Here is a 22,121-nt window from a genome sequence, read left to right on the forward strand (position 1 = left end):
GACAGGCTTCCTGGCTCAACGGCGTGCGCCGCAGGCACAGAAACCAGCTGGACGGCAGGAACGACAAGAAGCATGCACGCTGCAATGAGAAGCGAGCACGATGCGCGTTTGGCCAACGCTTGAACTCTCACTTTCGGGCTGGGCTCACCCGGGCCGCGATCGTCGCCACCGTCCACACGTAACGATCCGGATCCGTTGTCTCGATGGTACTGACCTCGCCAGAGGCTCGCAGGCGAACCACAAATCCCATCAGCAACGCTACGAAGTCCAACCGGCCCGATCAGACCTCCGGCCACCCCATGTCGCTGGACGGCGGGGTTCGTTCATGCCGCAGAAAAGCGACTGGGGGCTCGAGCGGGTTCGCCGGATCAGTTGCCGAGAAGCCCGATCGCTCCGCGGCGGGCGTCCCGTTCGGACGGAACGTCGGATCGGCAGCCACGCGGTGCGAGGCCGGCGAAGAGGGTGACGCTGGCTTGGCGGGGCTCGGCACGACGTCCTGGCTGGATCGCGACCAGGACGTGCGGCGCGCGTAGGACCGAGCCTGATGCCCGCTGACCCGGTGCCGCGCGCGTCGAGCCCGGCGCGATACGACCCTCGAGCCGTCGCGGTTTAGCACAGTGCCGATGATCTTGGCTCCCGTGCCGTCGAGGAGCTCGGCCAACTCGGTCAGCTCGCTGCGACGGGTCGCCCCCGCATCGGCGACGACGATTACGCCGTCCACCGCCGGCAGCAGCGGGACCGCATCGGCGTACTCGAGCAACGGCGGCGCATCAATGATGGTCAGGTCCACCGCCTTCTGGTTGTCCCGCACCTGCCGGATGAGCTTGAGCGGATTCATCAGCCGACCGACGGGCAGTTCGCGCTCGCTTGTCGCCATCAAGGTGAGGTGACCCGTACCTCCACCGCTCTCGTCGTTGACGCCCAGCGCTAGCTCGCTACTCGTCTGCGGGTCGGGCGGGCCCTGGTCGGCAATCGGCACGATGCTCATGAGTTCCGGCGCGCTCCCGGGAGCGAAGAGCCGGTGAACCTGCGGCGGCATGAGATCCCCGGACACCAGCCACACCCGGCATCCGAGGTCAACGAACGAGGCCGCGAGATTGGCGGCTACCGAGCTGCGCCCCTCGCCCTGTGCCGCACTGGCGATCATCACCGACCCCACCGACTGCTCTCTGGCGGCGACCAGGAGACGGTTGGTGAGCAGGCGATAGGCCTCGGCGACCTTCGGGTGAGAGGTGCCTTCTGCCGCGAGGTCGTAGCGGCGCCAGGGAAAGAAGCTGCGCAGCAACGGGATCCGCGCGAGCACCGGACCGCGGATGAGTGCGGCGAGGTCACCAGGGCCGTGCAGGTGGTCGTCGAGGGCGTCGGTGAGGAAGGCAGCGACGAGGCCGAGCACGAGACCGACACCAAGTCCGAGCGCCAGCAGGATGTTCCGCGACGTTCCGGACGGGTGGGTCGGCAGCGTCGGCGACTCGGTCAGCGTGGCGCCGGCCGCATCGACGGTGTCGAGCCCCGTGAGCGCATCGCTGTTCGACTGGAGAGAAGTCGTCAGCGAGGTGATCTCGTTGTTGAGCGCCGCGACGACGCTGGTGCCGGTAGCCCTCGCCAGCTTGTCGAGCAGTTTCTGGCGCTGCTTCTGAAGGCGGCCGCGCTCGGCGGAAAGTTGCTTTCGCAATGTGCTGATCTCGGAGTTATTGGTCGCGAGACGATTCGCCATATACGCACGTTCGAACGCCGCGGCGCCTTCTTGCGCCGCCTTGGGAGTGGCGCCGCGATAGGCGAAGTTCAGGATTTGGCTGCTGGCAGGAACGCTAACGCTGAGGTGTGACAACGCCTTCGTGCCCGTCATGCCGTTGCCAAGCAGCTTGGCGGCCCCATTCGCGATCGTCAGCGAAGTAGCCACCCGCTGTTCGGTCGGCATGACGATCGCGTTGCCGATCGGGGTCGAGTTTGACGTGAACGGGGTTGACGTGACCGCCACCAGGCGGACCTCGGCATTGGAGACGTAACTCTCGTTCCGGGTCTTGACATACAGCACGCTGAGGCCGAGACCGACCACAAGACAAATCGCAAGGATGCGCCACCGCCGCGCGAGCACGGCGACCTGGTCACGAACCGTTACGGAGTCAGCAGGGACGAATCCGCTGTCCTGGGACAATCGCTCTCCATGCATCGTGGGCGCAAAGCCGGGCCGACGCTCGTCCCTCCATCGAGCTGCGAGAAGCAGAGTCTACCGGCTTCGGGGCACCGCAAATGCGGCATTTGGCGGAACCGCCAAAACGACTTGTCCGGATTTGATCAGAGCTTGGTCGCTCGTACGGCCGTTCCGTAGGCGCAGATCTCGGTCCACACGTCGCCCATCTCCGAGGTGTCGAACCGCATCGCGAGCACGGCGTTGCCGCCGCGGCGCTCGGCCTCCTCACACATCCGGTTCATCACCTCGTTGCGGCTTTCGTAGAGCGCCCTGGTCATCCCTTTGAGTTCGCCGCCGAACATCGACTTCAGGCCCGCACCCATCTGCGAGAAGGCGTTCCGAGAGCGAACGGTCAGCCCCCAGACCTCGCCGAGCACCTCGTCGATCTGCCAGCCCGGGAGATCATTGGTCGTCACCACAATCACGGCCGCACCCTACCGCCGAACCTGCTCGGACCGCTGGCTCAGTCGTTGAAGGCGTTCTGAGCGGTTACAAGACCGGCTTGGAGGAGCGCCTCGACGGCGTCTGCCGCCACGTCGAGCTCGGTCCCGAGCGTTTTGCGCTCGGCGGCGGAGAAATCCCGAAGGACGAAGTCGGCCGGGTCCTGGCGGCCCGGTGGTCGCCCGATGCCCACCCGCACGCGATAGAACTCCCCCGTTCCCAGCGACCGTCGCAAGGACCGCAGCCCGTTGTGCCCGTTGTCGCCACCCCCGAGCTTCAACCTCAACCGGCCGAGGTCCAAATCCAACTCGTCGTGGACGACGATGATTCGGTCCGGGGGGGTCTTGAAGAACTCGCGCAGCCCTGCCGCCGGGCCTCCGGACTCGTTCATATATGTACGTGGCTTGGCCAGAACGACCCGCTGCCCGGCCAGGCGCACCTCAATGACGTCGTTGCGGGTCTTGTGCCGTTTGAACTTTCCACTGACGCGGTCGGCCAATACGTCCACGACCATTGCCCCAACGTTGTGCCGATTGCCGGCGTAGCCGGCTCCCGGGTTCCCAAGGCCGAATACCAGCCAGGGGGCTTGCTCGGTCACCCTCGCGCCCGGCGGTGTCAGTCCTGGGCTGGCTCGGCCTCGGCAGCCGCGGCGTCCGACGGCGCGCGCTCAGCACCGGCCTCTGCCGCTTCGTCGGCCTCGCCGGTCCCGGCGGCTCCGACGTCGAGCTCGGCCTCAAGCTCTTCGGCAGTCGGTGCGGCCGCGATGTGCAGGACGACCTGCTCGCCGTCACCGGCCAGTTCCACTCCTTCGGGCAACGCCACATCACCTGCGTGCAGGGCCTGACCGATCTCCATGCCTTCGACGGACACCTCGACGCTCTGGGGGATGTTGGTCGCCTCGGTGGTGACCGACAGCGTCGTGAGCGCCTGTTCGAGCAATCCGCCGGCGGCGATGTCACCACGGACCTGGATCGCGACCTCTACGGTGATCCGCTCGCCGCGACGGACGAGGATCAAGTCGACGTGCTCGATGCTCCCGCGAACCGGGTCGCGCTGGATCGACTTGGGCAGGGCCAGCTCACTGCCCTCAGCCAACTGAAGGTCCAACAGTACGTTGGCACCGTCGGAGCGCAGTGCGTGCTCGAACTCTCGCGTCGGCAGCGAGAGGTGCCGGGGATCGGTGCCGTGGCCGTAGAGCACCGCGGGAAGCCTCCCGGAACGACGGGTACGGCGCGCCCCACCCTTCCCGAACTCCGTTCGGTTCTCGGCGGCCATGCGGACCTCGGGCACGGCATCTGCTCCCTGCGACTAGATCGTGGTGAATGCGAGCACCGAGTCTAGGCGAACCGCGCCGCGCGTGCGGGCTCGGGACATATCGCAGATTTGGCGTGCAGGCCGGCAATTCGCCGTAACCGACCGCCCGCCCCGCCGGTGCGCCCGGTCTCGGCAGTCCGAGACCATCGGTTAGGTTGGCTTCCGGTTCTCGAAAGTGCACCGCTGCACCAGCCGATGTAGTTATCGGTGACCGAGATCAACCCCTTCCCACCAAAGGACGTCATGCCGGCTTGCCCTAGTTCCCGCACTCGACAGTTCTGGGCCGCGACGGCAATGGCTGCCGTCATTGCCACAACCGTTGGCCTGGCCCCGCTTGGCGCGGCCGGAGCGCCGGCGCATCTGGGATCTCGGGGCGGCGCAGTGCCCAAGTCGGTGCTCGCGAAGCACAACAGATGCAAGCGAAACGCGATCGATGTCCCCAAGTGTGGCGTCCTCTGGGGTATCTATCTGCCGCCCCAGCCGGCATCCACCGGCTGGATCGCGCCGTACAGCAAGATCGAGGTGCCGATCGGGCGCCGATTCGACCTGGTGAAGAACTACTCGCAGTGGAAGGCGGGCGTCACGTTCCCGACGAAAGCCGAGGCCAGTTACGCCAACCGCCGGCACCAGATACTGGAGTTCGCCTGGGCTGCTGTCGATTACGGCACCCGAGCCAAGATCTCCTACGCCTCTATTGCGAGCGGTGCCTGGGACAAGTCCGTTATCCGCCCTGAGGCGAGGGCGTTGAAACACTTCCATCACAAGGTGTTCATCGACTTCTCCGCCGAGTTCGACGGCGCTTCCCAGACTGGCCACGGCACGCCCGCGCAGTACGTCGCCGCCTACCGCCATATCCACGACGTAATGAAGGCGGCCGGCGTGAAGAACGTCATCTGGGCGTGGGTCTCGACCGGTGACCTGGAGCATGCGTCCGTCATCAGGGCGAGCTACCCGGGGCCCAAGTACGTGAACTGGGTGGGCTATGACCCGTACAACTTCGCAGGCTGTCACAACGAAGGATGGCGGAGCCCTTACGAGACCTTCTCGCCGTTCTACAAGTGGACTCGCCACCAGACCGGCATGCGGCACAAGCCATTGCTGCTGGGCGAGTACGCCTCGGCGATTGGGCCAAAGGTGGGCGCGTGGTATGCCCACGTCGCTACGGCGCTGCATCACCTGCCGAGGATCAAGGCGCTCATGCAGTGGAGCTCAGCAACTTCATCGACCTGCGACTTCCGGCTCACCGACTCAGCCGCGGCGCTGGCCGGCTTCGGGGTGTCGTCGAACTCGCGGTACGTGCTGGGCGCCGGCTGATCCGCGTGTCTGGCGGGCCTGCTGGCTCAAGCGTTGCCGTCGAAAAGGCTGGTCACCGAGCCGTCCTGGAAGATCTCCCGGATCGCACGCCCGATGAGCGGCGCGATGGACAGCACGGTGAGCCGGTCGAAGTACTGCTCGTCCGAAGTAGGCAGGGTGTTCGTCACCACGAGTTCGCTGATCCGGCTGTTCTTCAACCGGTCGATCGCCGGCTCGGAAAACTCGCCATGGGTCGCGGCGACAATCACGTCGGAAGCACCGGCGTCGAGCAACGCGTCAGCAGCCTTAGTGATGGTGCCGGCCGTCCCGATCATGTCGTCGATCAGCAGGCACGGCCGCCCGCTGACCTCGCCCACCACGCTGTGCGCAACGACCTCGTTGGCGACGAGCGGGTCGCGGGTCTTGTGGATGAACGCCACCGGGCGGCCGCCGAGCCGATCCGCCCACCGCTCGGCCATCCGTACCCGGCCGGTGTCGGGTGATACCACAGTGAAGGCTGAGACGTCGTACTGGCTGCTGATGTAGTCGGCCAGCAACGGCAGCGCGAACAAATGGTCGACCGGCCCGTCGAAAAAGCCCTGGATCTGGGCGGTGTGCAGATCGACCGACATCAACCGGTCGGCCCCGGCAGTCTTGAACAGATCCGCCATCAGTCGCGCCGAGATCGGTTCGCGGCCAAGGTGCTTCTTGTCCTGGCGTGCGTAGGGATAGAACGGCATCACGACGGTGATCCGCTTTGCGGACGCCCGCTTGAGCGCGTCCACCATGATCAGCTGTTCCATGATCCACTTGTTGATCGGCGGTCCGAATGACTGGATCACGAAGGCGTCGCAGCCTCGCACCGACTCCTGCGGGCGAGCGTAGATCTCGCCGTTCGCGAACTCGCGGATCATCGTGGGGCTGACGGCAAGATCGAGCTCGAACGCAACCTCATCGGCGAGCGCAGGATGCGCGCGGCCGGAAAAGAGCAGCAGGGTCTTCTCGCCGGTCGTCTTGATGCCCGTCACGCGTTCACTCCCCAACTCGCCATGGGCGAGTGCGCCCGGTGTCGAGCCTACCGAGGGCAAGTGGGAGGCCTCCGCCACACCGGTCGATCTGAGATGATCCGCCGGCTACGTCGCCTGCACGACACTCTGTCCGGGTCGCCACATGTTCACCGTTTGGTCATTGAAAGCAGGCGCGCATGCGCATACGTTGGCCCAACCTTCCCCAATTGACCCTCGCCGAAGAAGGCGACGACGGCCCGCCAGCGGCCGTGACCTCCGACCACGGGGAAGTCATCTGTGAAGCACCGAATCCCACGGCTCGCCTGCGCCCTTGCCCTGCTCACCCTAGGCGTCGTCGGCTTTGGCCCGTCATCGACGGCCAGCGCGGCCACCTGCACACTTTCGGCGAAGGAGGTGCCGAGCTGCGGAGTGCTCTGGGGCGCCTACAAACCTCAATCGGGCTCCGAGACGGTCCTGACGGCCGTCACCGACCTCGAGGCACAAGTGGGGCGAACGTTCAGCCTGACCTACCACTACCACGACTTCTCCACGACGGGACCCGGCGTCTTTCCGAACAAGTACGAGGCGCAACTGGCCGCAACCGGACATGTTCTGCTCGAGGACTGGGTGCCTAAGATCTTCACGACCGGCGCGACGTTGGAGTGGTCGCAGGTTGCCGCTGGAAAGTACGACGCTTCGGTGATCGACCCCGAGGCCGAGAGAATCAAGTCGTTCGGTAAGCCGGTCATGCTCAGCATCGAGTCGGAGATGGACCGCGATCTCACATCAACCAATACCGCCGCAGAGTTCGTCGCGATGTACCGACACATTCATAGCCAGTTCGCGTCACTCGGCGTCACGAACGTCATCTGGGTGTGGACGATCACGGGCGGCGCCGGGCACGACTCATTGTTCTCCGGGCTCTACCCAGGCAGCTCCTACGTCGACTGGATCGGCTATGACCCATACAACTTCGCGACGTGCCACAGCGCCCCATGGCACACGTTCGCCCAGACGATCGCCACTGGCTACGACTGGCTGGAGGCCAACGGCTACGGCAACAAGCCATTCATCCTGCCCGAGTACGGCACAGTGCCGGAGACCGGGGTACCCACTGGAGCTGCGAGCTGGTTCGACGGAATCCCAGCCGCATTGACTAGCTACCCGAACATCAAGGCACTATCGGAGTGGGACGACTCGAGTAACGGGTGCAATACCGAGCTCACCGCCGCCCCCGGTGAGATGGCGGCGTTTACGGTGGCCGGGTGGTCCTCCGCGGTGGTCGGCTAACGCACGGAGGACACCCGGACGCCACGACTCCCTTAACTGCCAGGGCCCAACGGCCCGGCAGTGCCGATCGCGACGTCGTCCAGGAGGACGGTCCCCGGAGGGGTTGACGACGCAATGGCCTGGCCGAGTTGCAGCGAACCAAATGAGGTGCCGGTGTTGATCCCGCCGACCGTCTCCGTTTCGAGCGGCGTATAGCTGTCTCCCGCGTAGACGCTAACCGCCAGCGAGCCCGTCGTGGCCGAGTTCACAAGAGTCCACTCGACCCGCAGCCAGGTGTTCAACGGCAGCGCACTCGTGAAGGTGAGCTGCTTGGTGCCGGCTGCGTCGTACAAGGCGAGCTTGCCATTCGTCTGAATGGTGATCTGTGCATCGCGGTTGAACGACGAGTCGCCGAGCTTGGCGAGCTGCACCCCGACCGCAGGGTCGGCTCCTAAGTTCAGGTACGTCCGCCCGTAGCTCGTAGTGGACGGCGTTGTGATCGACGTCTTGCCCCACTGGAGGAAGCATGGCGACGTGCCCGGCGTCAGCGCCGCCGCGAGCGTGCCGTGCGGAGCGCTCGACGTGTAGCTGACGGTGCCGGTGCCGGCGCAGGTCACGGCGTCGAACTTGTTGCCTGACGCACCGCCGGAGTTCGCCGCAGTCAGAGCCGTACCGGCGCTGCCGCCCTCGAAGTTATTGGCCAGCGTGGGCGAATTCACATTTGGCGTCGTCGCCGACACGACTTGAGAAGCCGGGCCCGGCCCGGCGGAGTTAGACGCGATGACCTGATACCAGTAAGTCGCGCCTGCGGTCAGCCCAGTGCTCGCGTACGACGCCGAGGTGAGCGTGGTTGTCAGCGGCGTGAACGGGCCCGAGGCAGACGTAGTCGAGATGTCGACCTCGTAGCTGGACGCCCCTGTCGTCGGATCCCAGGTGAGGTCGATCTCGGTCGCCCCAACTGCGTTGGGGTTGAGGTCGGTCACCTGACCCGGCGCGATCTGCGGCGTCGTTCCGACCTGGGTCGCCGAGACCGCGCCGGTTCCCCCGGCGTTCACTGCCGCGACTACGTAGTCATACGCCGTACCCGGGCTGAGCGACGTGTCGTCGTAGCTGCTCGCCGAGCTACCCGAACTGATCGTGGTCCAGTTCGAGGTGCCGTCCGGAGCCCGCAAGACATCGTAGGTTGCCGCACCCTGTGCGGGGCTCCAGGACAGGTTGATGTCCGTGGGCGACACGACGTTGAGCTCGAGGCCGGTGACTTGCGCCGGCAGCGTCGTGCCGGTCACCGCATTGGACGCCGGACCTGATGCGGATGCGTTCTCGGGGATGACCTCGTAGTCGAACGAGTCACCCGGGTTGTGACCGGAGTCCGCGAACGTGGTACCCGTGACCGTACCCAGATCGGTCGGGAACGTGTCCGACCCGCCCGCGCCGCGACGAACGTCGTACGACGTGGCGCCGACTGCAGCGCCCCAACTCAGGTCGATTTCGCCAGTGCCGTTCGCGCTCTGGGTAAGCACGCCCGGTTGTCCCGGCGCCAGGGCGGCAGTGTATTGCGCGGCCACCTGCGTTGCAGACAGAGCCGAGTTGTAGACCGAGGCGTCGTCGATGGTCCCGTTGAAGAAGCTGCTGCTCGGGCGACTGGTCCAACCACTCAGGCTGTCGTCGCCAACCCGCCAGTAGCCGGTGTAGGACTGGCTCGTCGTCGTCGTGTTGCTGGCCACCTTCTGCCCGTCGACATAGAGCACCATGCCCGACGGGCCCTGGGTCGCGACCACCTGGTGCCAGGCACCGTTGTTGTACGACTTCGTGCTCTGGATCGTGTGCGTCTGGTTGCTGGACTTCGTCCCGAAAATCAACAGGCCGCTGTTGGTCATGTAGACCAGCCGATCGGACGTGCTGCTGTTGCCGGTCTGGCTGCTCCCGAAGCCGATCAGCCGGCCGCCAGCCGACGTCGTTGTCTTGAACCACACCTCCTCCGAGAAGGTGGAGGGGCTGGCCTGCGCGGTGCCGGTCGAGAAGTAACCGGTCGAACCGTCGAAACTCGCCGCGGTGTCCGGGTCGCCGGCGATGGCACCAGGCTGCCCGAGGGTGACCCCGCCTGTGTAGATGCCCCAGTTCCGGCTGGATGACGCGTCACCCGCGAGCGTTCCGTCCGGCTCATCGAATCGCCAGTAGCCGGACGGGTTCTGGCTTGCCACGGTTGCTGCATAGCTGGTCGAGCCGTTCTGCACCTGCACGGTTGCCCCGCGTGAGAGCGAGCTGCCCGGCGAGCCCGAGGTTGGGACAGCCTCGACCTGGTAGGTGTGCTGGCTCCCTGCGGCCAAGCCAGAGTCCGAGAAGACCACCGTCGGCTGCTTCCAGAAATACGACGTGACGGTCTGACTGGCGATCGGAGTCGACCCACCATCGCGGAACAGCTCCATCGTTAGCTGGGTGTCGTCGAGGTCCACGGGTGGCACCGCATAGATGTTGACGGTGCCCGGACCGGCGTCGACCGCAACCGGGCCGTCCGGCTTCGGGGTCGGGTAGTCGCTCGTGGGCGTGAAGCGGGCGATGCCCTGCTGACCAACGTGGTTCATCGTGGTGAAGTCACCACCGACATACAGCTGGCTGCCGTCCGTGGCCATTGCCCGCGGACCGAGGTTTGTACCAGCGTTCGAGAACGGGTACCAGGGCCCGAGGAAGCCGTTGCTGGTGTTCAGCGACAGCAGGTGCCGGGCCTGGTTCGTCGCAACCTGCGGGAAGTTTGCTGGGTCATTGGAAACCGGTCCGTTGGTGTTGTTCTCCTGGCAGTTGTGCGCGTGCGAACCCTTATAGACATAGTTGCCGATGACCGCCAGGATCTGCGTGGCGCCGAGGCACCGGTTCACCCAAACCAGACTGCCGTTGGAGAGATTGGCCGCCCAGACCCCGTCGAAGCAGCCGCCACCGGTGCCCTCGTCGCCTAGGTAGACGACCCCGTTACTAATGACTGCGGACTTTACGTCGGAGGAGCAGCCGTTGACCGGCGCCTTGGACGTGCCCAGCGGAACGGCGACGTTGTCGGCCGGCATCGGCTCGAGCGCACCCGGCGTGGCCGAGGTGACACCACCGATGATGGCAGCCTTGTTGTAACGGGTTGTGCCATCGGCGCTCTGGGTCAACCCGTCGACCTGATCGAAGTAGCCGCCGATGACCACCTGGCTGCCGTCCGGCGTCACCGCCATTGCATCAACGGTGTTGTCGGTGCTCGGGCCGGTGCCGGAGCCCCAGGGCACGATCGCGCCCGTGCTGGCGCTCAGCGCGGCAAGGTCGGGGCCGACCGCGGTCTTGTTGACCTTCGCGAACGACCCCCCGATGTACACCACGTTGCCGACTGCTGCGATGGCGTTCACGGCGGCGCTGACGTTGGGCGCCCACGGAAGCAACGCGCCCGTGGAGGTGCTAAATGCGGCGATGTGGTTGCGCGGTTGACCGTCGACCGTCGTAAACGCTCCACCGACGTAGATCGTGCTGCCGTCCGGCGACGGGGCGACAACGCCATGCGTCAGCGGCAGGCCGGAAGTCTGGCCGGCGAACACGTGGGTCTGGATCGCCGGGTCGAGCGCCCCTGTGGACGCGTTAAGCGCCCCGAAGTACGGCGAGGACACCTCACCCGTGCCGAGGGCGTCGCCCGGTGGCCGCAGCGACGTAAAGTCCCCCACCATGAAGATGTCGCCGTTCGCGTAGGTCATGCTCCAGACCGTCGCGTTGGCCTGCCACGACGACGCAGCATCGGCACCCACGCTGCCCGGAACGACTGCACCGGCCGACGGTGCACCTAGCAGCTGGACGCCGGGGACGGCCACTGCAAGGGCGGTGACGATCCCGATCAGAAGAGTGAAAAGGCGACGCACGACGAGACCCCTTCGGCTGCGCTTCCATCCCCGCGCCGGACCCCGGCGGCAGAAGCATTGATGACGAGACGCGGACTGGTAACCAGAGAATGTCATGGGGACGCGCCGACCTAATAGCCCACTCGGACCGATCTTGATAGCCCGATCGGGTGAAACCCTTGTACGCCAGCATGAGCTGCAAGCTCGTGACGCTACCGACCGGTGTCGTCCGGATCCGGGGGACCATCCTGCTTCTTGCCGGCGGAGTTGCCGGCACGCTTGCGCTCGACCCAGCCCTCGACGTTGCGCTGCCGTGCGCGACCGACGGCAAGCGCACCCGGCGGCACGTCCTCGGTGATCACTGAGCCCGCTGCGGTGTAGGCGCCGGCGCCGATCGTCACAGGAGCCACCAGCATCGTGTCGGACCCGACCCGCGCGTCGTCGCCCACCACCGTCCGGTGCTTGTTCTCGCCGTCGTAGTTGACGAAGACCGTGGCGGCACCGATGTTGCTGCGCTCGCCGATCTCGGCATCGCCGACATAGGACAGGTGCGGCACCTTGCTGCCGTCCCCGACCACCGCCTGCTTCATCTCGACGAATGCACCCGCCTTGGCATCGGCGCCAAGGACGGTGCCGGGGCGAAGGTAGGCGAACGGTCCGACCGCTGAGCGCGCGCCAATTCGAGCGCCCGTGCAGTGCGACTTCACGACCGTCGCGCCTGCGCCGACATGGGTATCTCTCAGCGTCGAGTCTGGGCCGACCTCTGCACCCGATTCGACGTGGGTCGCGCCATGCAGTTGCGTGTTCTGATGGATCGTCGAGTCCGGCGCAAGAGTGACTCGAACACCCATCCAGGTGGTCTCGGGGTCGACGATCGTCACCCCCTCGCGCATCCAGTGCGCGACAATCCGATCACGCATCGCGCGACGAACGGCAGCGAGTTGCACGCGGTCATTGACCCCCAACGTCTCGGTCGGGTCGTCGCTGCGAACGCTGGCCACGACCTTGGCGTCGTCGACGAAAAAGCCGATGACATCGGTCAGGTAGTGCTCGCCCTGCGCATTCCTCGTCTCCACGCGGGCGAGCGCCGGTCCGAGCTGCTCTAGATCGAAGGCGTAGACGCTGGTGTTGATCTCGCTGACCTGGCGTATCCGGTCGTCGGCATCGCGCTCCTCCACGACCGCACGAACCTGGCCGTCGGGATCCCGAACGACGCGGCCGTACCCGGTCGGATCAGCTAGCTCCGCACTCAGCAGGGTCACCGCGGCGCCGGTTTCCTCGTGCCGAGCCAGCAGCCGTTGCAACGTCTCGGTCGTCAACAGGGGAGCATCGCCGGGGACGACGAGCACGGTGCCTTTCGTGGTGGGGTCGAGCGCCCCGAGCGCAAGCTCGGTGGCGTGCCCGGTTCCGCGCTGCTCGTCCTGCACGACAGCAGCGGCACCGGGATCGATCTCGCTCAGCTGAGCCGTCACCGCGTCGCGGCCGTGACCCACGACCACCAGCGTGCGAGCGGCGCCCAGCGGTGCGGTCGCGGCGAGCACGTGCCCCAACAACGAGCGTCCGCAGATGGCATGCAGCACCTTGGGGAGCGCCGACTTCATCCGCTTGCCCTCGCCGGCCGCCAGCACGATCACGGCAACCGGCGCGGTGTCAGTCACGCGGGCTCCAAGGTGGCGTGCGGCGGTGCTGGACGGCGCCGAGCCTATCGAGCACGCCCGAATACATCCGCTCCCGGAGGAGGAGTCGAACCTCCATAACGAAATCCAAAGTTTCGGGTCCTGCCGTTAGACGATCCGGGACTGCTGCCTCGCAGCCTAGGGTGCTCGGGCGCCCGTGCCCCTTCTAGGAGGGCGTGCGACCATCGTGCCGAACGAGAGGAGCGGGAATGACCCAGACCGCGATCCCCAGGGCGGCCGCGCCCGCCGCCGCCCGCCCGCTCCCGGCGACGGTTCGAACCCGCACCGCGCGCGGGGCGCGAGCAGAACAAGCGATTCTGCTGGTTGTCATCGTCGTCCCGCTGCTCGCCCTGGTCGCGGCGATCCCGGTCGCCTGGGGCTGGGGGATCGGCTGGCACGACATCCTGCTCGCCTTCGTGATGTACGCGATCAGTGGCCACGGCATTACGGTCGGCTTCCACCGCTACTTCACCCATGGCGCCTTCAAGGCCAAGAAGGCGCTGCGGATTGCGCTCGCCGTGGCGGGCAGCCTGGCGATCGAAGGCCCAGTGATCCGCTGGGTCGCCGACCACCGGCGCCACCACGCGTTCAGCGACCGACAGGGCGATCCGCACTCCCCGTGGCGGTACGGCGAGACCTTCCGCGCTTTGCTCAAAGGTCTTTGGCATGCCCACATCGGCTGGATGTTCGACGTGGAGCAGACCAACCACCAGCGTTTCGCTCCGGACCTGCTGGCGGATCGCGCGATCGTCCGCGTCTCGCAGGCGTTCCCCTGGCTGAGCGCGGTCAGCCTGCTCCTTCCCGTGCTCGTCGGCTATGCCTGGTCTGGATGGCATTGGCAGGGTGCAGTGACGGCACTTTTCTGGGCGAGCCTGGTCCGCGTGGCCCTACTGCACCACGTCACGTGGTCGGTGAACTCGATCTGCCACACATTCGGGGCGAAGCCCTTCATGACGAGGGACCGGTCGGTGAACGTCTGGTGGCTCGCGATTCCCGCGATGGGTGAGTCCTGGCACAACCTTCACCACGCGGAACCCACCGCAGCTAGGCACGGGGTGCTGCGCGGCCAGCTGGACTCTTCGGCACGAATCATCTGGACTCTCGAGAAGCTCCACCTTGCCTACGACGTCCGCTGGCCGACACCCGAGCGACTTGCAGCCAAGCTCGCCATGAGCTAGCCCGCGGCGGCGGCGCCCGAGTGGCGTGAGCGACTGGCGTGAAGCCTGAACGACAGGCATAGCACCACAAATCAGACCTGACGAGGGCAACGATCGAACTCGGCTGCGGTGGCCGAGAACTGTTGCTATCGTCCGCCCACCGGCGTCCGTCGCTTGCCAGGCGGGGACCCCACGCGCTGGTGTCTGCAAGGAGTGGTGCGCGTGAAGCGAACACCGCGTTGCCTCCTCGTCACCACCGTGGCACTAACCTTCGCGGTCAGCGCCGGCGCAATGACAGCAGCATGCGCGGCACCACAGTCGACGACGATTTCAGACACCCCGACGATGATTCCATTCGCCCAGACCAACGGAGACGTCACCTCACTGGCGGAGTTCACCGTGGGTGGCATACCGGAGGTTGCCTTTGGTGGTGATTTCACGACGGTCACGACGCCGGACGGTGTCGTGCATCCCGCAACCAACCTCGCTGTCGTCACCGAAACCACCGGCGCCTTCGTGTTTGCGGAGACGACGCTGGCGGACGACGGATACGTCCATGCGCTCGCATACAACGCCGGAACTCTTTACGTCGGTGGAGACTTCACGACTTTCGATGGAGTAAGCCGCAACCGGTTGGCCGCGGTCAGCGTGCCCGGCTTCGCGGTCACCGGCTGGAACCCAGGTGCGTCTGGACAGGTCAACGCCCTCGCGATCAGCCAGAGCCCGGCCGCGATCTACTCCGCCGGCGCGTCTGGCACCGTGCGATCGCTCAGCCTCACCACGAGCGCGGTCAACTGGTCGGATCCCATGCCGTGGGGAGGGGTGGAGACGCTCTTGTCCGACCCGGCCGACGGCGGCCTCTACGTCGGCGGATTCTTCGACACGATCGACGGGTTCACCAATCACGGGTTGATCGAGTTGAACGAGACATCGGGAGCTCCGGTCACGACCTTCACACCGGTCCTGGAGCCGAACACCCCGCCCGACGGGGTCAATGGAGACGACCCGCGCTCACTCGCCCTCGATAGCAATGTCAGTCCACCCGCAATCGTCAGCGGGGGTGGTGGCTCTGCGAATCGCATGCACCTGTTCAACGCGACCACAGGCGCGCAGATCTGGGTTGACTCGATGATCGGTGACACCCAAGGCGTCATCCAGCTGGGCAACTCGATCATTGCCGGCACTCACCGAACCCGTATCAACAAACCCGGGGGCCAGTGGCCGTATTTCGCGGGCCAGGTCTCTGAGGCGACCGGCGCCATCCAGGCCTGGGACCCAGGGCTGTCCGGAAGGCCTGCCATGAACCCGCCCGATGGGGACGACAACGGGGTGCGCGCCTTCGCGTTCGATGCCGCAACCAACACCTTGGTCGTCGGCGGCGACTTCCTGGAATACGGGCAGACCTGCAACTTGCAGATGACACTCGCCTGTACCGGTGGTGTGCCGATGGCCTCGCTAGCCGAATTTCAGGTCGCGCTCCCGGCGACGCCCCCACTGGCACCGACGGGGCTAACCGCGACACCGAACGGACCGCAAGAGATCGACCTGAGCTGGACTGCGGCAACGCCAGGGACGTCGCCGGTGACGGGCTATCAGGTCACACGTAACGGCACGGTCATCGCCACCACCGCCGGCACGGTGTACGACGACACCGCGACGGCGCCGAGCACCACGTACCAGTACACGGTGACGGCGATCGACGCGAATCAGTTGGCGAGCCCACCATCGAGCCCGGCGACAGCCACCACACTCCCGGCAGTGCCGCCATCGCCACCCACCGGCCTTTCCGGCTCGGCTACCGGCCCGACCGTGGTCAGCCTGAGCTGGACCCCCGCGGTCGCCGGCACCCTTCCCGTCACGGGCTACACGATCCTGCGCAACGGAGTCGCAGTCGGATCGACCACGGGCGCGACAAGCTTCACCGACACCGGGCTGAGCCCAAACACGTCGTATGACTACACGGTCATTTCCACGGATACGGCCGGTAACGCAAGCACACCATCAGCCGACTTCGACGTGACGACGCCGGACGCCAACCTCTTGACCAATCCTGGATTCGAAACCTGGACCAACGGCATCCCGCTGCACTGGACTACCTATGGACCCGCGACGACGCTGACCGAGTCGAGCGACGCTCATTCAGGTAGTAGTTCGGTCAAGATCGCAACGACGAGCACCAGCTACGCCGCGTCCGGCATCTACGACGGCAAGCCGCCGACGATCTCCAGCGACACCCCCGGCGTGACGTACGTCGCGAGCTGCTGGGCGAAGGCCAGCCGGCCCATGACGATCAGCATCGAGCTGCACGAGGCCAAGCCGAACTACCAGGCGGTCAACACCGCAGCGATCACCTCGCTGGCGATCACCGACAGCAACTGGCATCTGCTGCAGGTGAGCGACACCACGATCGGGACCGGTGACATCCTGCCGCTTTCGGTGTTCAGCACCAACACCGTGGCCGGCGGAGCCACCTTCGAGGTCGACGACTGCGTTCTCGGACGGACTAACTGATCACCCGGGCGCCGGGAACCGGGCCGCTCGCCCGGCGGACGGTTCGGCAGACGTCGTAGCCGGCGAGCGCGGACGCGATCCGGATCGACTCCGATGCACTCTCGGTGAGCAGCGCCACGGTCGGCCCGGAGCCTGACACGATGCCGCCGGCGGCGCCCAGCTCCTTGCCGGCCGCCAGGACCTTCGACAGGTTGGGCCGAAGGTGCAACGCGGGAGCCTGCAGGTCGTTGCGCAGTGCGTGGCCGAGCTCGACGACGTCGCCCGACCGCAACGCCGCCAGCACGCCGTCGGCCGCATGCGAGGGGTCGGCGATGTCGCTGCCGTGCCGCCGGTCGAACTCGGCGTAGACCGCCGGCGTCGACAGTCCGCTCTCGGCGACCGCGAGCACCCAATGCCAGTCACCGCGGCTGAGCACCGGCGACACGACCTCACCATGACCGGTGCCCAAAGCGGTTCCGCCGTGCAGCAGGAACGCGACGTCACTGCCCAGGTTGGCCGCCAGCCGCTCCAGGACGCTGCGATCCAGGCCCGAGCGCCACATGGCGTCGGCCGCGACGAGCGCGGCCGCCGCGTCGGCGCTGCCGCCGGCCAGTCCGCCGCCCACCGGGATCTCTTTACGGATCGTGATCCGCACCGAAGGGGTGACGCCCGCCAGTGCGGCGACCGCGCGCACTGCCTGAACGGCGAGGTTGTCGTCACCCTCGGGTACGCCGTGCACTTGCGAGCCCGCGACCACGACCGACACGGCACCGTCATCGGTCGGCTCGAGCACGACCTCGTCGTACAGGCTCACCGCGTGGTAGATCGTGTGCAGCTGATGCTTTCCGTCCGGGCGCAACGGTCCGACGCCGAGGTGCAGGTTGATCTTTGCCGGCACCCGCACGGTGATGCTCACCGCAGCCGCCTCACGTGGCGATCGTATGTGACGGTCGGCATCTCACCTCGCCGCCTAACGCAGCACCGAGCGAGCCGCCGCGATCGCCGCGAACGCGGTGATGTCCAGCTGCTCGCCACGAGCCCGTGGATCGATGTGCGCCGCTCGGAGCACGATCTCGGCTTGCTCGGCACTTCCCGCCCAGCCTGCCAAGGCCACGCGCAACGTCTTCCGGCGATGGGCGAACGCCGCGTCGATCACAGCGAACACCTGGTCGCGTGACTCCGGGGCGGCCGGCGGGTCGCGACGGATGAATCGAACCAAGCCCGAGTCGACATTGGGCATCGGCCAGAACACGGTGCGAGGGATGCTTCCGGCTCGCCGGACATCGGCCCACCAGGCGGCCTTCGCGGAGGGAACGCCGTACGTGCGCGAGCCAGGAGCCGCGGACAACCGATCGGCAACCTCCGCCTGCACCATGGCCAACCCGTGGCGCAGCGACGGGAAGCCGGCCAGCAGGTGGAGGAGTACCGGCACCGCGACGTTGTAAGGCAGGTTGGCGACCAACGTGGTCGGCGCGGGACCCGGCATCTCGACGAGGTGGAGGGCGTCCCCGGTGACCACCTCGAGCCGGCCGGCGCGCTGCGGCAAGCGCAGCTCGACCGTTGCTGCCAGAGCGTCCGCGAGGACTGGGTCGATCTCGACAGCGACCACCCGGCTGGCCGTTCCCAGCAGCCCCAAGGTCAGCGAGCCCAGCCCGGGCCCGACCTCGAGGACCACGTCGTTCGGTCCGAGGCCGGCCGCGCGCACGATCCGGCGAACGGTGTTGGGGTCGATCACGAAGTTCTGGCCGAGCGTCTTCGTCGGACGCAACGCCAGCGATGCCACCATGCGCCTGACGTCTGCCGGCCCGAGCAGGCCGTCCTCGGCCCCAGTGCTCATGACACGGTGCTCATGACTCAGCGCTCATGACTCAGCGCTCATGACACGGTGCTCATCACCAGCCGTGCTCATGACCAGCCGAAGACCCTGGCGGCCGTCGCGGTCACCGCGGCCGCGACGTCGTCGGCGGAGATCCCTTTCAGTTCCGCGATCGCCCTGACGGTGATCGGCACGAGGTACGGCGAGTTGGGCCGGCCGCGGTACGGCATGGGGGTCAGGAACGGCGCATCGGTCTCGACCAGCAGCTGGTCGAGCGGCGCGATCATCACCGCGTCACGGAGGTCCTGGGCATTCTTGAATGTGATGTTGCCGGCGAAGGACATCACGTAGCCGGCGTCGGCGCACTGGCGCGCGAAGGCGCCGTCGCCGCTGAAGCAATGGAAGATCACCTGTTCCGGCGGACCCTCCTCGGCGAGCACCTTGAGGACATCCTGATGTGCGTCACGGTCGTGGATCATGACCGCCTTGCCGGACTGCTTGGCGATCGCGACATGCCGGCGGAACGACTCCGCCTGCTGCTCCCAGCCGCCTTCTGCCGTGCGGTAGTGGTCGAGGCCGGTCTCCCCGATCGCGACCACCCGCGGGCGACCCGCAAGCTCGGCGATCGCCGCCCAGTCGGCATCGGTCGCGGCGTGCGCTTCGTTGGGGTGGATGGCGACGGCCGCCCACACGTCGTCACGCGCAGCCGCCAGCTCCGCACCCATCCTCGACGTCTCGACATCGACACCCACCTGAACTACGCGCTCGATGCCGACCGCCCGCGCCGCAGCCATCGCCTCCTCGACATCCGCCTCCATCAGGTCGAGGTGGCAGTGGCTGTCCAGCGCCGGCGTGGTGAGCGGCTCCGGCGCCGGCGGCGGACCACCCTCGCGCGCAGCGGCTCGGCTCACTCGCCTTCCATTCGCTTGAGCTCCTCGTCGATCACAGAGGCATCGAGCTTGGCGAACAGCGGGGTCGGCGCCGCGATCGGCGTACCGGCCTTGATGTCGACCGACTCCCAGCTCACGTCGACGTGGTAGTCACCCGCAAGCACCGGGTACGCCGGGCCGCCGTCAAGGTCGTCGACCTCGCGAAGCTCGGGTTCGGGTGCGAGCACCCCGTCCCGGCCGAGCAGCTCGTGCACCTGCTGCGACGAGTGCGGCATGAACGGCGACAGCAGGGTCGTACAGTCGCTGACCGCCTGCAGCGCGACATGAAGGATCGTCGCCATGCGCTGCGGGTCGGACTCCCGCAGCTTCCAGGGCGCCTGCTCGGACAGGTACTTGTTGGTCTCGGTCACGACCCGCATCGCCTCACCGAGTCCGGAACGCATGCGGGAGCGTTCGATGTCTGCACCGACCGTGGGAAACGCTGACTTCGTCGCGTCCAGAAGGGCGCGGTCGATGTCGTTCAGGTCTCCCGCCGGAGGCACCGAGCCGAGGTTTTTCGCCGTGAACGAGAGCGTGCGGTTGACCAAGTTGCCCCATGCCGCGACGAGCTCGTCGTTGTTGCGCCGCACGAACTCCGACCAGGTGAAGTCGGTGTCGTTGGACTCCGGGCCGGCCGCGGTCAGGTAGTAGCGCAAGCTGTCCGGTGAGTAGCGCGACAGGAACTCGCGCACGTAGATCACGACGTTGCGGCTCGAGGAGAACTTCCGCCCCTCCATCGTGAGGAACTCGCTCGACACGACCTCGCTCGGCAGCTGGAGCTCGCCGTACTCGCCCGGGCTACCGCCCTTCGAGCCCTTCCCGTCGTACCCGAGCAGCTCGGCCGGCCAGATCTGCGCGTGGAAGGTGACGTTGTCCTTCCCCATGAAGTAGTAGGACTCGGCCGCGGGGTCGGTCCACCAGGCCTGCCAGGCATCGGGATCACCGCTTCGACGGGCCCACTCGATCGATGCGGACAGGTATCCGATCACCGCGTCGAACCAGACGTAGAGCCGCTTGTTCGGGTTATCCTCCCAGCCCGGCAGCGGAATCGGGACGCCCCAGTCGATGTCCCGGGTCATCGCGCGCGGCTTCAGGTCATCGATCAGGTTGAGCGAGAACTTCAGGACGTTCGGGCGCCAGTCGGTGCGGGTCCGCAGCCACGCGCCGAGCGCGTCGGCGAGCGCCGGGAGGTCCAGGAAGAACTGCTCGGTCTCCACGAAGACCGGCGTCTCGCCATTGATCCGCGAGTGCGGGTTGATCAGCTGGTCTGCGTCGAGCTGGTTGCCGCAGTTGTCGCACTGGTCGCCACGCGCGCCGTCGTACCCGCAGATCGGGCAGGTTCCCTCGATGTAGCGGTCGGGCAGCGTGCGTCCCGTGGACGGTGAGATCGCGCCCTTGGTCGTCTGCTCGATCATGTACCCGTTGCGGTAGAGCCCTCTGAACATCTCCTGCACGACCGCGTAGTGGTTGCGGGTCGTCGTACGGGTGAACAGGTCGTAGGAGAGCCCGAGCTGCTGGAGATCCTCGGCGATCACCCGGTTGTAGCGGTCCGCGAGCACGCGCGGAGACACGCCCTCGTGGTCGGCCTGGACGAGGATCGGTGTTCCGTGCTCGTCCGTGCCGCTAACCATCAGCACCCGGTTGCCCGCCAGCCGGTGGTAGCGGGAAAAGACATCGGACGGCACGCCGAAGCCGGCGACGTGGCCGATGTGGCGCGGCCCGTTGGCATACGGCCATGCGACCGCCGCAAGGATGTGCCGGGACATGCGCCCAGCCTACGGGCGGGCGCTACTCGATTCTCCGAGCGCCGCCGAGTAGACCCGGCGTCTCGGCAGCCCGTGCCGGCCGGCCACCGCATCGACCGCGTCGCGGCGAGTTGAGCCGGCGGCGACGGCCGCCGCCACCTCGTCACGGAGGGTGCCGTCGTCGGTCTCGTCCACTGCCCGGTCCGCCCCGCCGACGACCACCGTGATCTCGCCACGGACCTCGTGGCCGGACGCCCACTCGGACAGTTCCGCGAGCGTTCCCCGGCGGACCTCCTCGTAGGTCTTCGTCAGCTCGCGACACACCGCGGCCGACCGGTCGGCTCCGAACGCCATGGCAAGGTCGGCGAGCGTCGACGCCAACCGGCGTGGCGACTCGAAGAGCACGAGCGTCCGCGGGTCGGCGGCCAGCTCGGCCAGCCTGGTACGACGCTCGCCGACTCGGCGCGGCAGGAATCCCTCGAAGCAGAACCGGTCGGCAGGCAGCCCGGCGATCGCGATCGCCGCGGTCAACGCCGACGGCCCGGGCAGGACAGTCACCGCGAGCCCGCGCGCGATGGCGCCGGTCACCAGGACATATCCGGGGTCGGAAACGAGCGGCGTCCCTGCATCGGACACGAGCAGCACCGTGTCGCCGTCGGCGACCCGGTCGAGCAGCCCGGCGGCGCGGCCCTGCTCGACCGCGTCGTAGACGGCGACGACGCGGCCGCCGATCCGGATCCCGAGCGATGTGGCGAGCCGATGCACGCGCCGGGTGTCCTCCGCCGCGACGACATCGGCGCTCTCGAGCGCGGCTCGCAACCGCGGGGACGCATCGGCAGGGTCGCCGATCGGCGTAGCGGCGATCACCAACGGCACACCGCACATTCAACCGCGCACCCCTTCGGTGATCTTGACGTTGGAGGCGCACAACCTCGG

General features: G+C 67.0%; 16 protein-coding genes. 4 read left to right on the forward strand and 12 right to left on the reverse strand.

Annotation, left to right across the window (positions count from 1 at the left end; translation table 11 throughout):
• Positions 1-280: 280 nt before the first annotated feature.
• The 4 genes from VME70_02775 to VME70_02790 form a co-directional block, all read right to left on the reverse strand.
• A complete protein-coding gene (locus VME70_02775; GenBank protein ID HTW19118.1) occupies positions 281-2,155 on the reverse strand; it encodes a hypothetical protein in 1,875 nt (624 codons plus the stop codon).
• A gap of 140 nt (positions 2,156-2,295) precedes the next feature.
• Entirely contained in the window at positions 2,296-2,616 is a 321-nt protein-coding gene (locus tag VME70_02780) for a YbjQ family protein (GenBank protein ID HTW19119.1), read from the reverse strand.
• A gap of 38 nt (positions 2,617-2,654) precedes the next feature.
• Positions 2,655-3,230, reverse strand: coding sequence for an aminoacyl-tRNA hydrolase (gene pth / locus VME70_02785; protein ID HTW19120.1), 576 nt, complete (start codon positions 3,228-3,230; stop codon positions 2,655-2,657).
• A gap of 17 nt (positions 3,231-3,247) precedes the next feature.
• The gene (locus VME70_02790) at positions 3,248-3,922 is read right to left on the reverse strand and encodes a 50S ribosomal protein L25/general stress protein Ctc (protein HTW19121.1); all 675 of its coding nucleotides are present in this window, start codon (positions 3,920-3,922) and stop codon (positions 3,248-3,250) included.
• Between the two features lie 405 nt (positions 3,923-4,327).
• Between VME70_02790 and VME70_02795 the strand changes: the two genes are divergently transcribed.
• Entirely contained in the window at positions 4,328-5,260 is a 933-nt protein-coding gene (locus VME70_02795; GenBank protein HTW19122.1) for a glycosyl hydrolase, read from the forward strand.
• Between the two features lie 26 nt (positions 5,261-5,286).
• On the opposite strand, the gene VME70_02800 is transcribed toward VME70_02795, so the two are convergent.
• Positions 5,287-6,267 (reverse strand): ribose-phosphate diphosphokinase, encoded by a 981-nt coding sequence (locus tag VME70_02800; GenBank protein HTW19123.1) that lies wholly within the window; start codon positions 6,265-6,267, stop codon positions 5,287-5,289.
• A gap of 276 nt (positions 6,268-6,543) precedes the next feature.
• Here VME70_02800 and VME70_02805 point away from each other — a divergent pair, with 276 nt between their 5' ends.
• Positions 6,544-7,536 (forward strand): glycosyl hydrolase, encoded by a 993-nt coding sequence (locus VME70_02805; protein HTW19124.1) that lies wholly within the window; start codon positions 6,544-6,546, stop codon positions 7,534-7,536.
• Positions 7,537-7,568: 32 nt separating this feature from the next.
• Here VME70_02805 and VME70_02810 read toward each other — a convergent pair whose 3' ends face one another.
• Together VME70_02810 and glmU are read right to left on the reverse strand one after the other, a co-directional pair.
• Positions 7,569-11,393, reverse strand: a complete 3,825-nt coding sequence (locus VME70_02810; protein HTW19125.1) for a LamG-like jellyroll fold domain-containing protein — start codon at positions 11,391-11,393, stop codon at positions 7,569-7,571.
• A gap of 191 nt (positions 11,394-11,584) precedes the next feature.
• Entirely contained in the window at positions 11,585-13,030 is a 1,446-nt protein-coding gene (gene glmU, locus VME70_02815) for a bifunctional UDP-N-acetylglucosamine diphosphorylase/glucosamine-1-phosphate N-acetyltransferase GlmU (protein HTW19126.1), read from the reverse strand.
• Between the two features lie 227 nt (positions 13,031-13,257).
• Here glmU and VME70_02820 point away from each other — a divergent pair, with 227 nt between their 5' ends.
• Entirely contained in the window at positions 13,258-14,226 is a 969-nt protein-coding gene (locus VME70_02820) for an acyl-CoA desaturase (protein HTW19127.1), read from the forward strand.
• A gap of 324 nt (positions 14,227-14,550) precedes the next feature.
• Positions 14,551-16,716, forward strand: coding sequence for a fibronectin type III domain-containing protein (locus VME70_02825; protein ID HTW19128.1), 2,166 nt, complete (start codon positions 14,551-14,553; stop codon positions 16,714-16,716).
• Here the strand turns inward: VME70_02825 and VME70_02830 are convergent.
• The 5 genes from VME70_02830 to rsmI all read right to left on the reverse strand — a co-directional run bounded on the left by VME70_02830 (position 16,709) and on the right by rsmI (position 22,061).
• Positions 16,709-17,611: a 4-(cytidine 5'-diphospho)-2-C-methyl-D-erythritol kinase gene (locus tag VME70_02830; protein ID HTW19129.1), complete on the reverse strand. Its 903-nt coding sequence runs from the start codon at positions 17,609-17,611 to the stop codon at positions 16,709-16,711. The genes VME70_02825 and VME70_02830 overlap by 8 nt on opposite strands.
• A 54-nt stretch (positions 17,612-17,665) precedes the next feature.
• The gene (gene rsmA, locus VME70_02835; protein ID HTW19130.1) at positions 17,666-18,532 is read right to left on the reverse strand and encodes a 16S rRNA (adenine(1518)-N(6)/adenine(1519)-N(6))-dimethyltransferase RsmA; all 867 of its coding nucleotides are present in this window, start codon (positions 18,530-18,532) and stop codon (positions 17,666-17,668) included.
• Between the two features lie 68 nt (positions 18,533-18,600).
• Positions 18,601-19,422, reverse strand: coding sequence for a TatD family hydrolase (locus tag VME70_02840; GenBank protein HTW19131.1), 822 nt, complete (start codon positions 19,420-19,422; stop codon positions 18,601-18,603).
• Positions 19,419-21,206, reverse strand: coding sequence for a methionine--tRNA ligase (gene metG, locus VME70_02845; GenBank protein HTW19132.1), 1,788 nt, complete (start codon positions 21,204-21,206; stop codon positions 19,419-19,421). Before metG ends, VME70_02840 begins: the two co-directional genes overlap by 4 nt.
• Before the next feature lie 9 nt (positions 21,207-21,215).
• Complete coding sequence (rsmI, locus tag VME70_02850; GenBank protein ID HTW19133.1) at positions 21,216-22,061, reverse strand: 16S rRNA (cytidine(1402)-2'-O)-methyltransferase; 846 nt, start codon at positions 22,059-22,061, stop codon at positions 21,216-21,218.
• Positions 22,062-22,121: the final 60 nt, after the last annotated feature.

The sequence above is a fragment of the Mycobacteriales bacterium genome, from assembly GCA_035504215.1.
Lineage (GTDB): Bacteria > Actinomycetota > Actinomycetes > JAFAQI01 > JAFAQI01 > DATAUK01.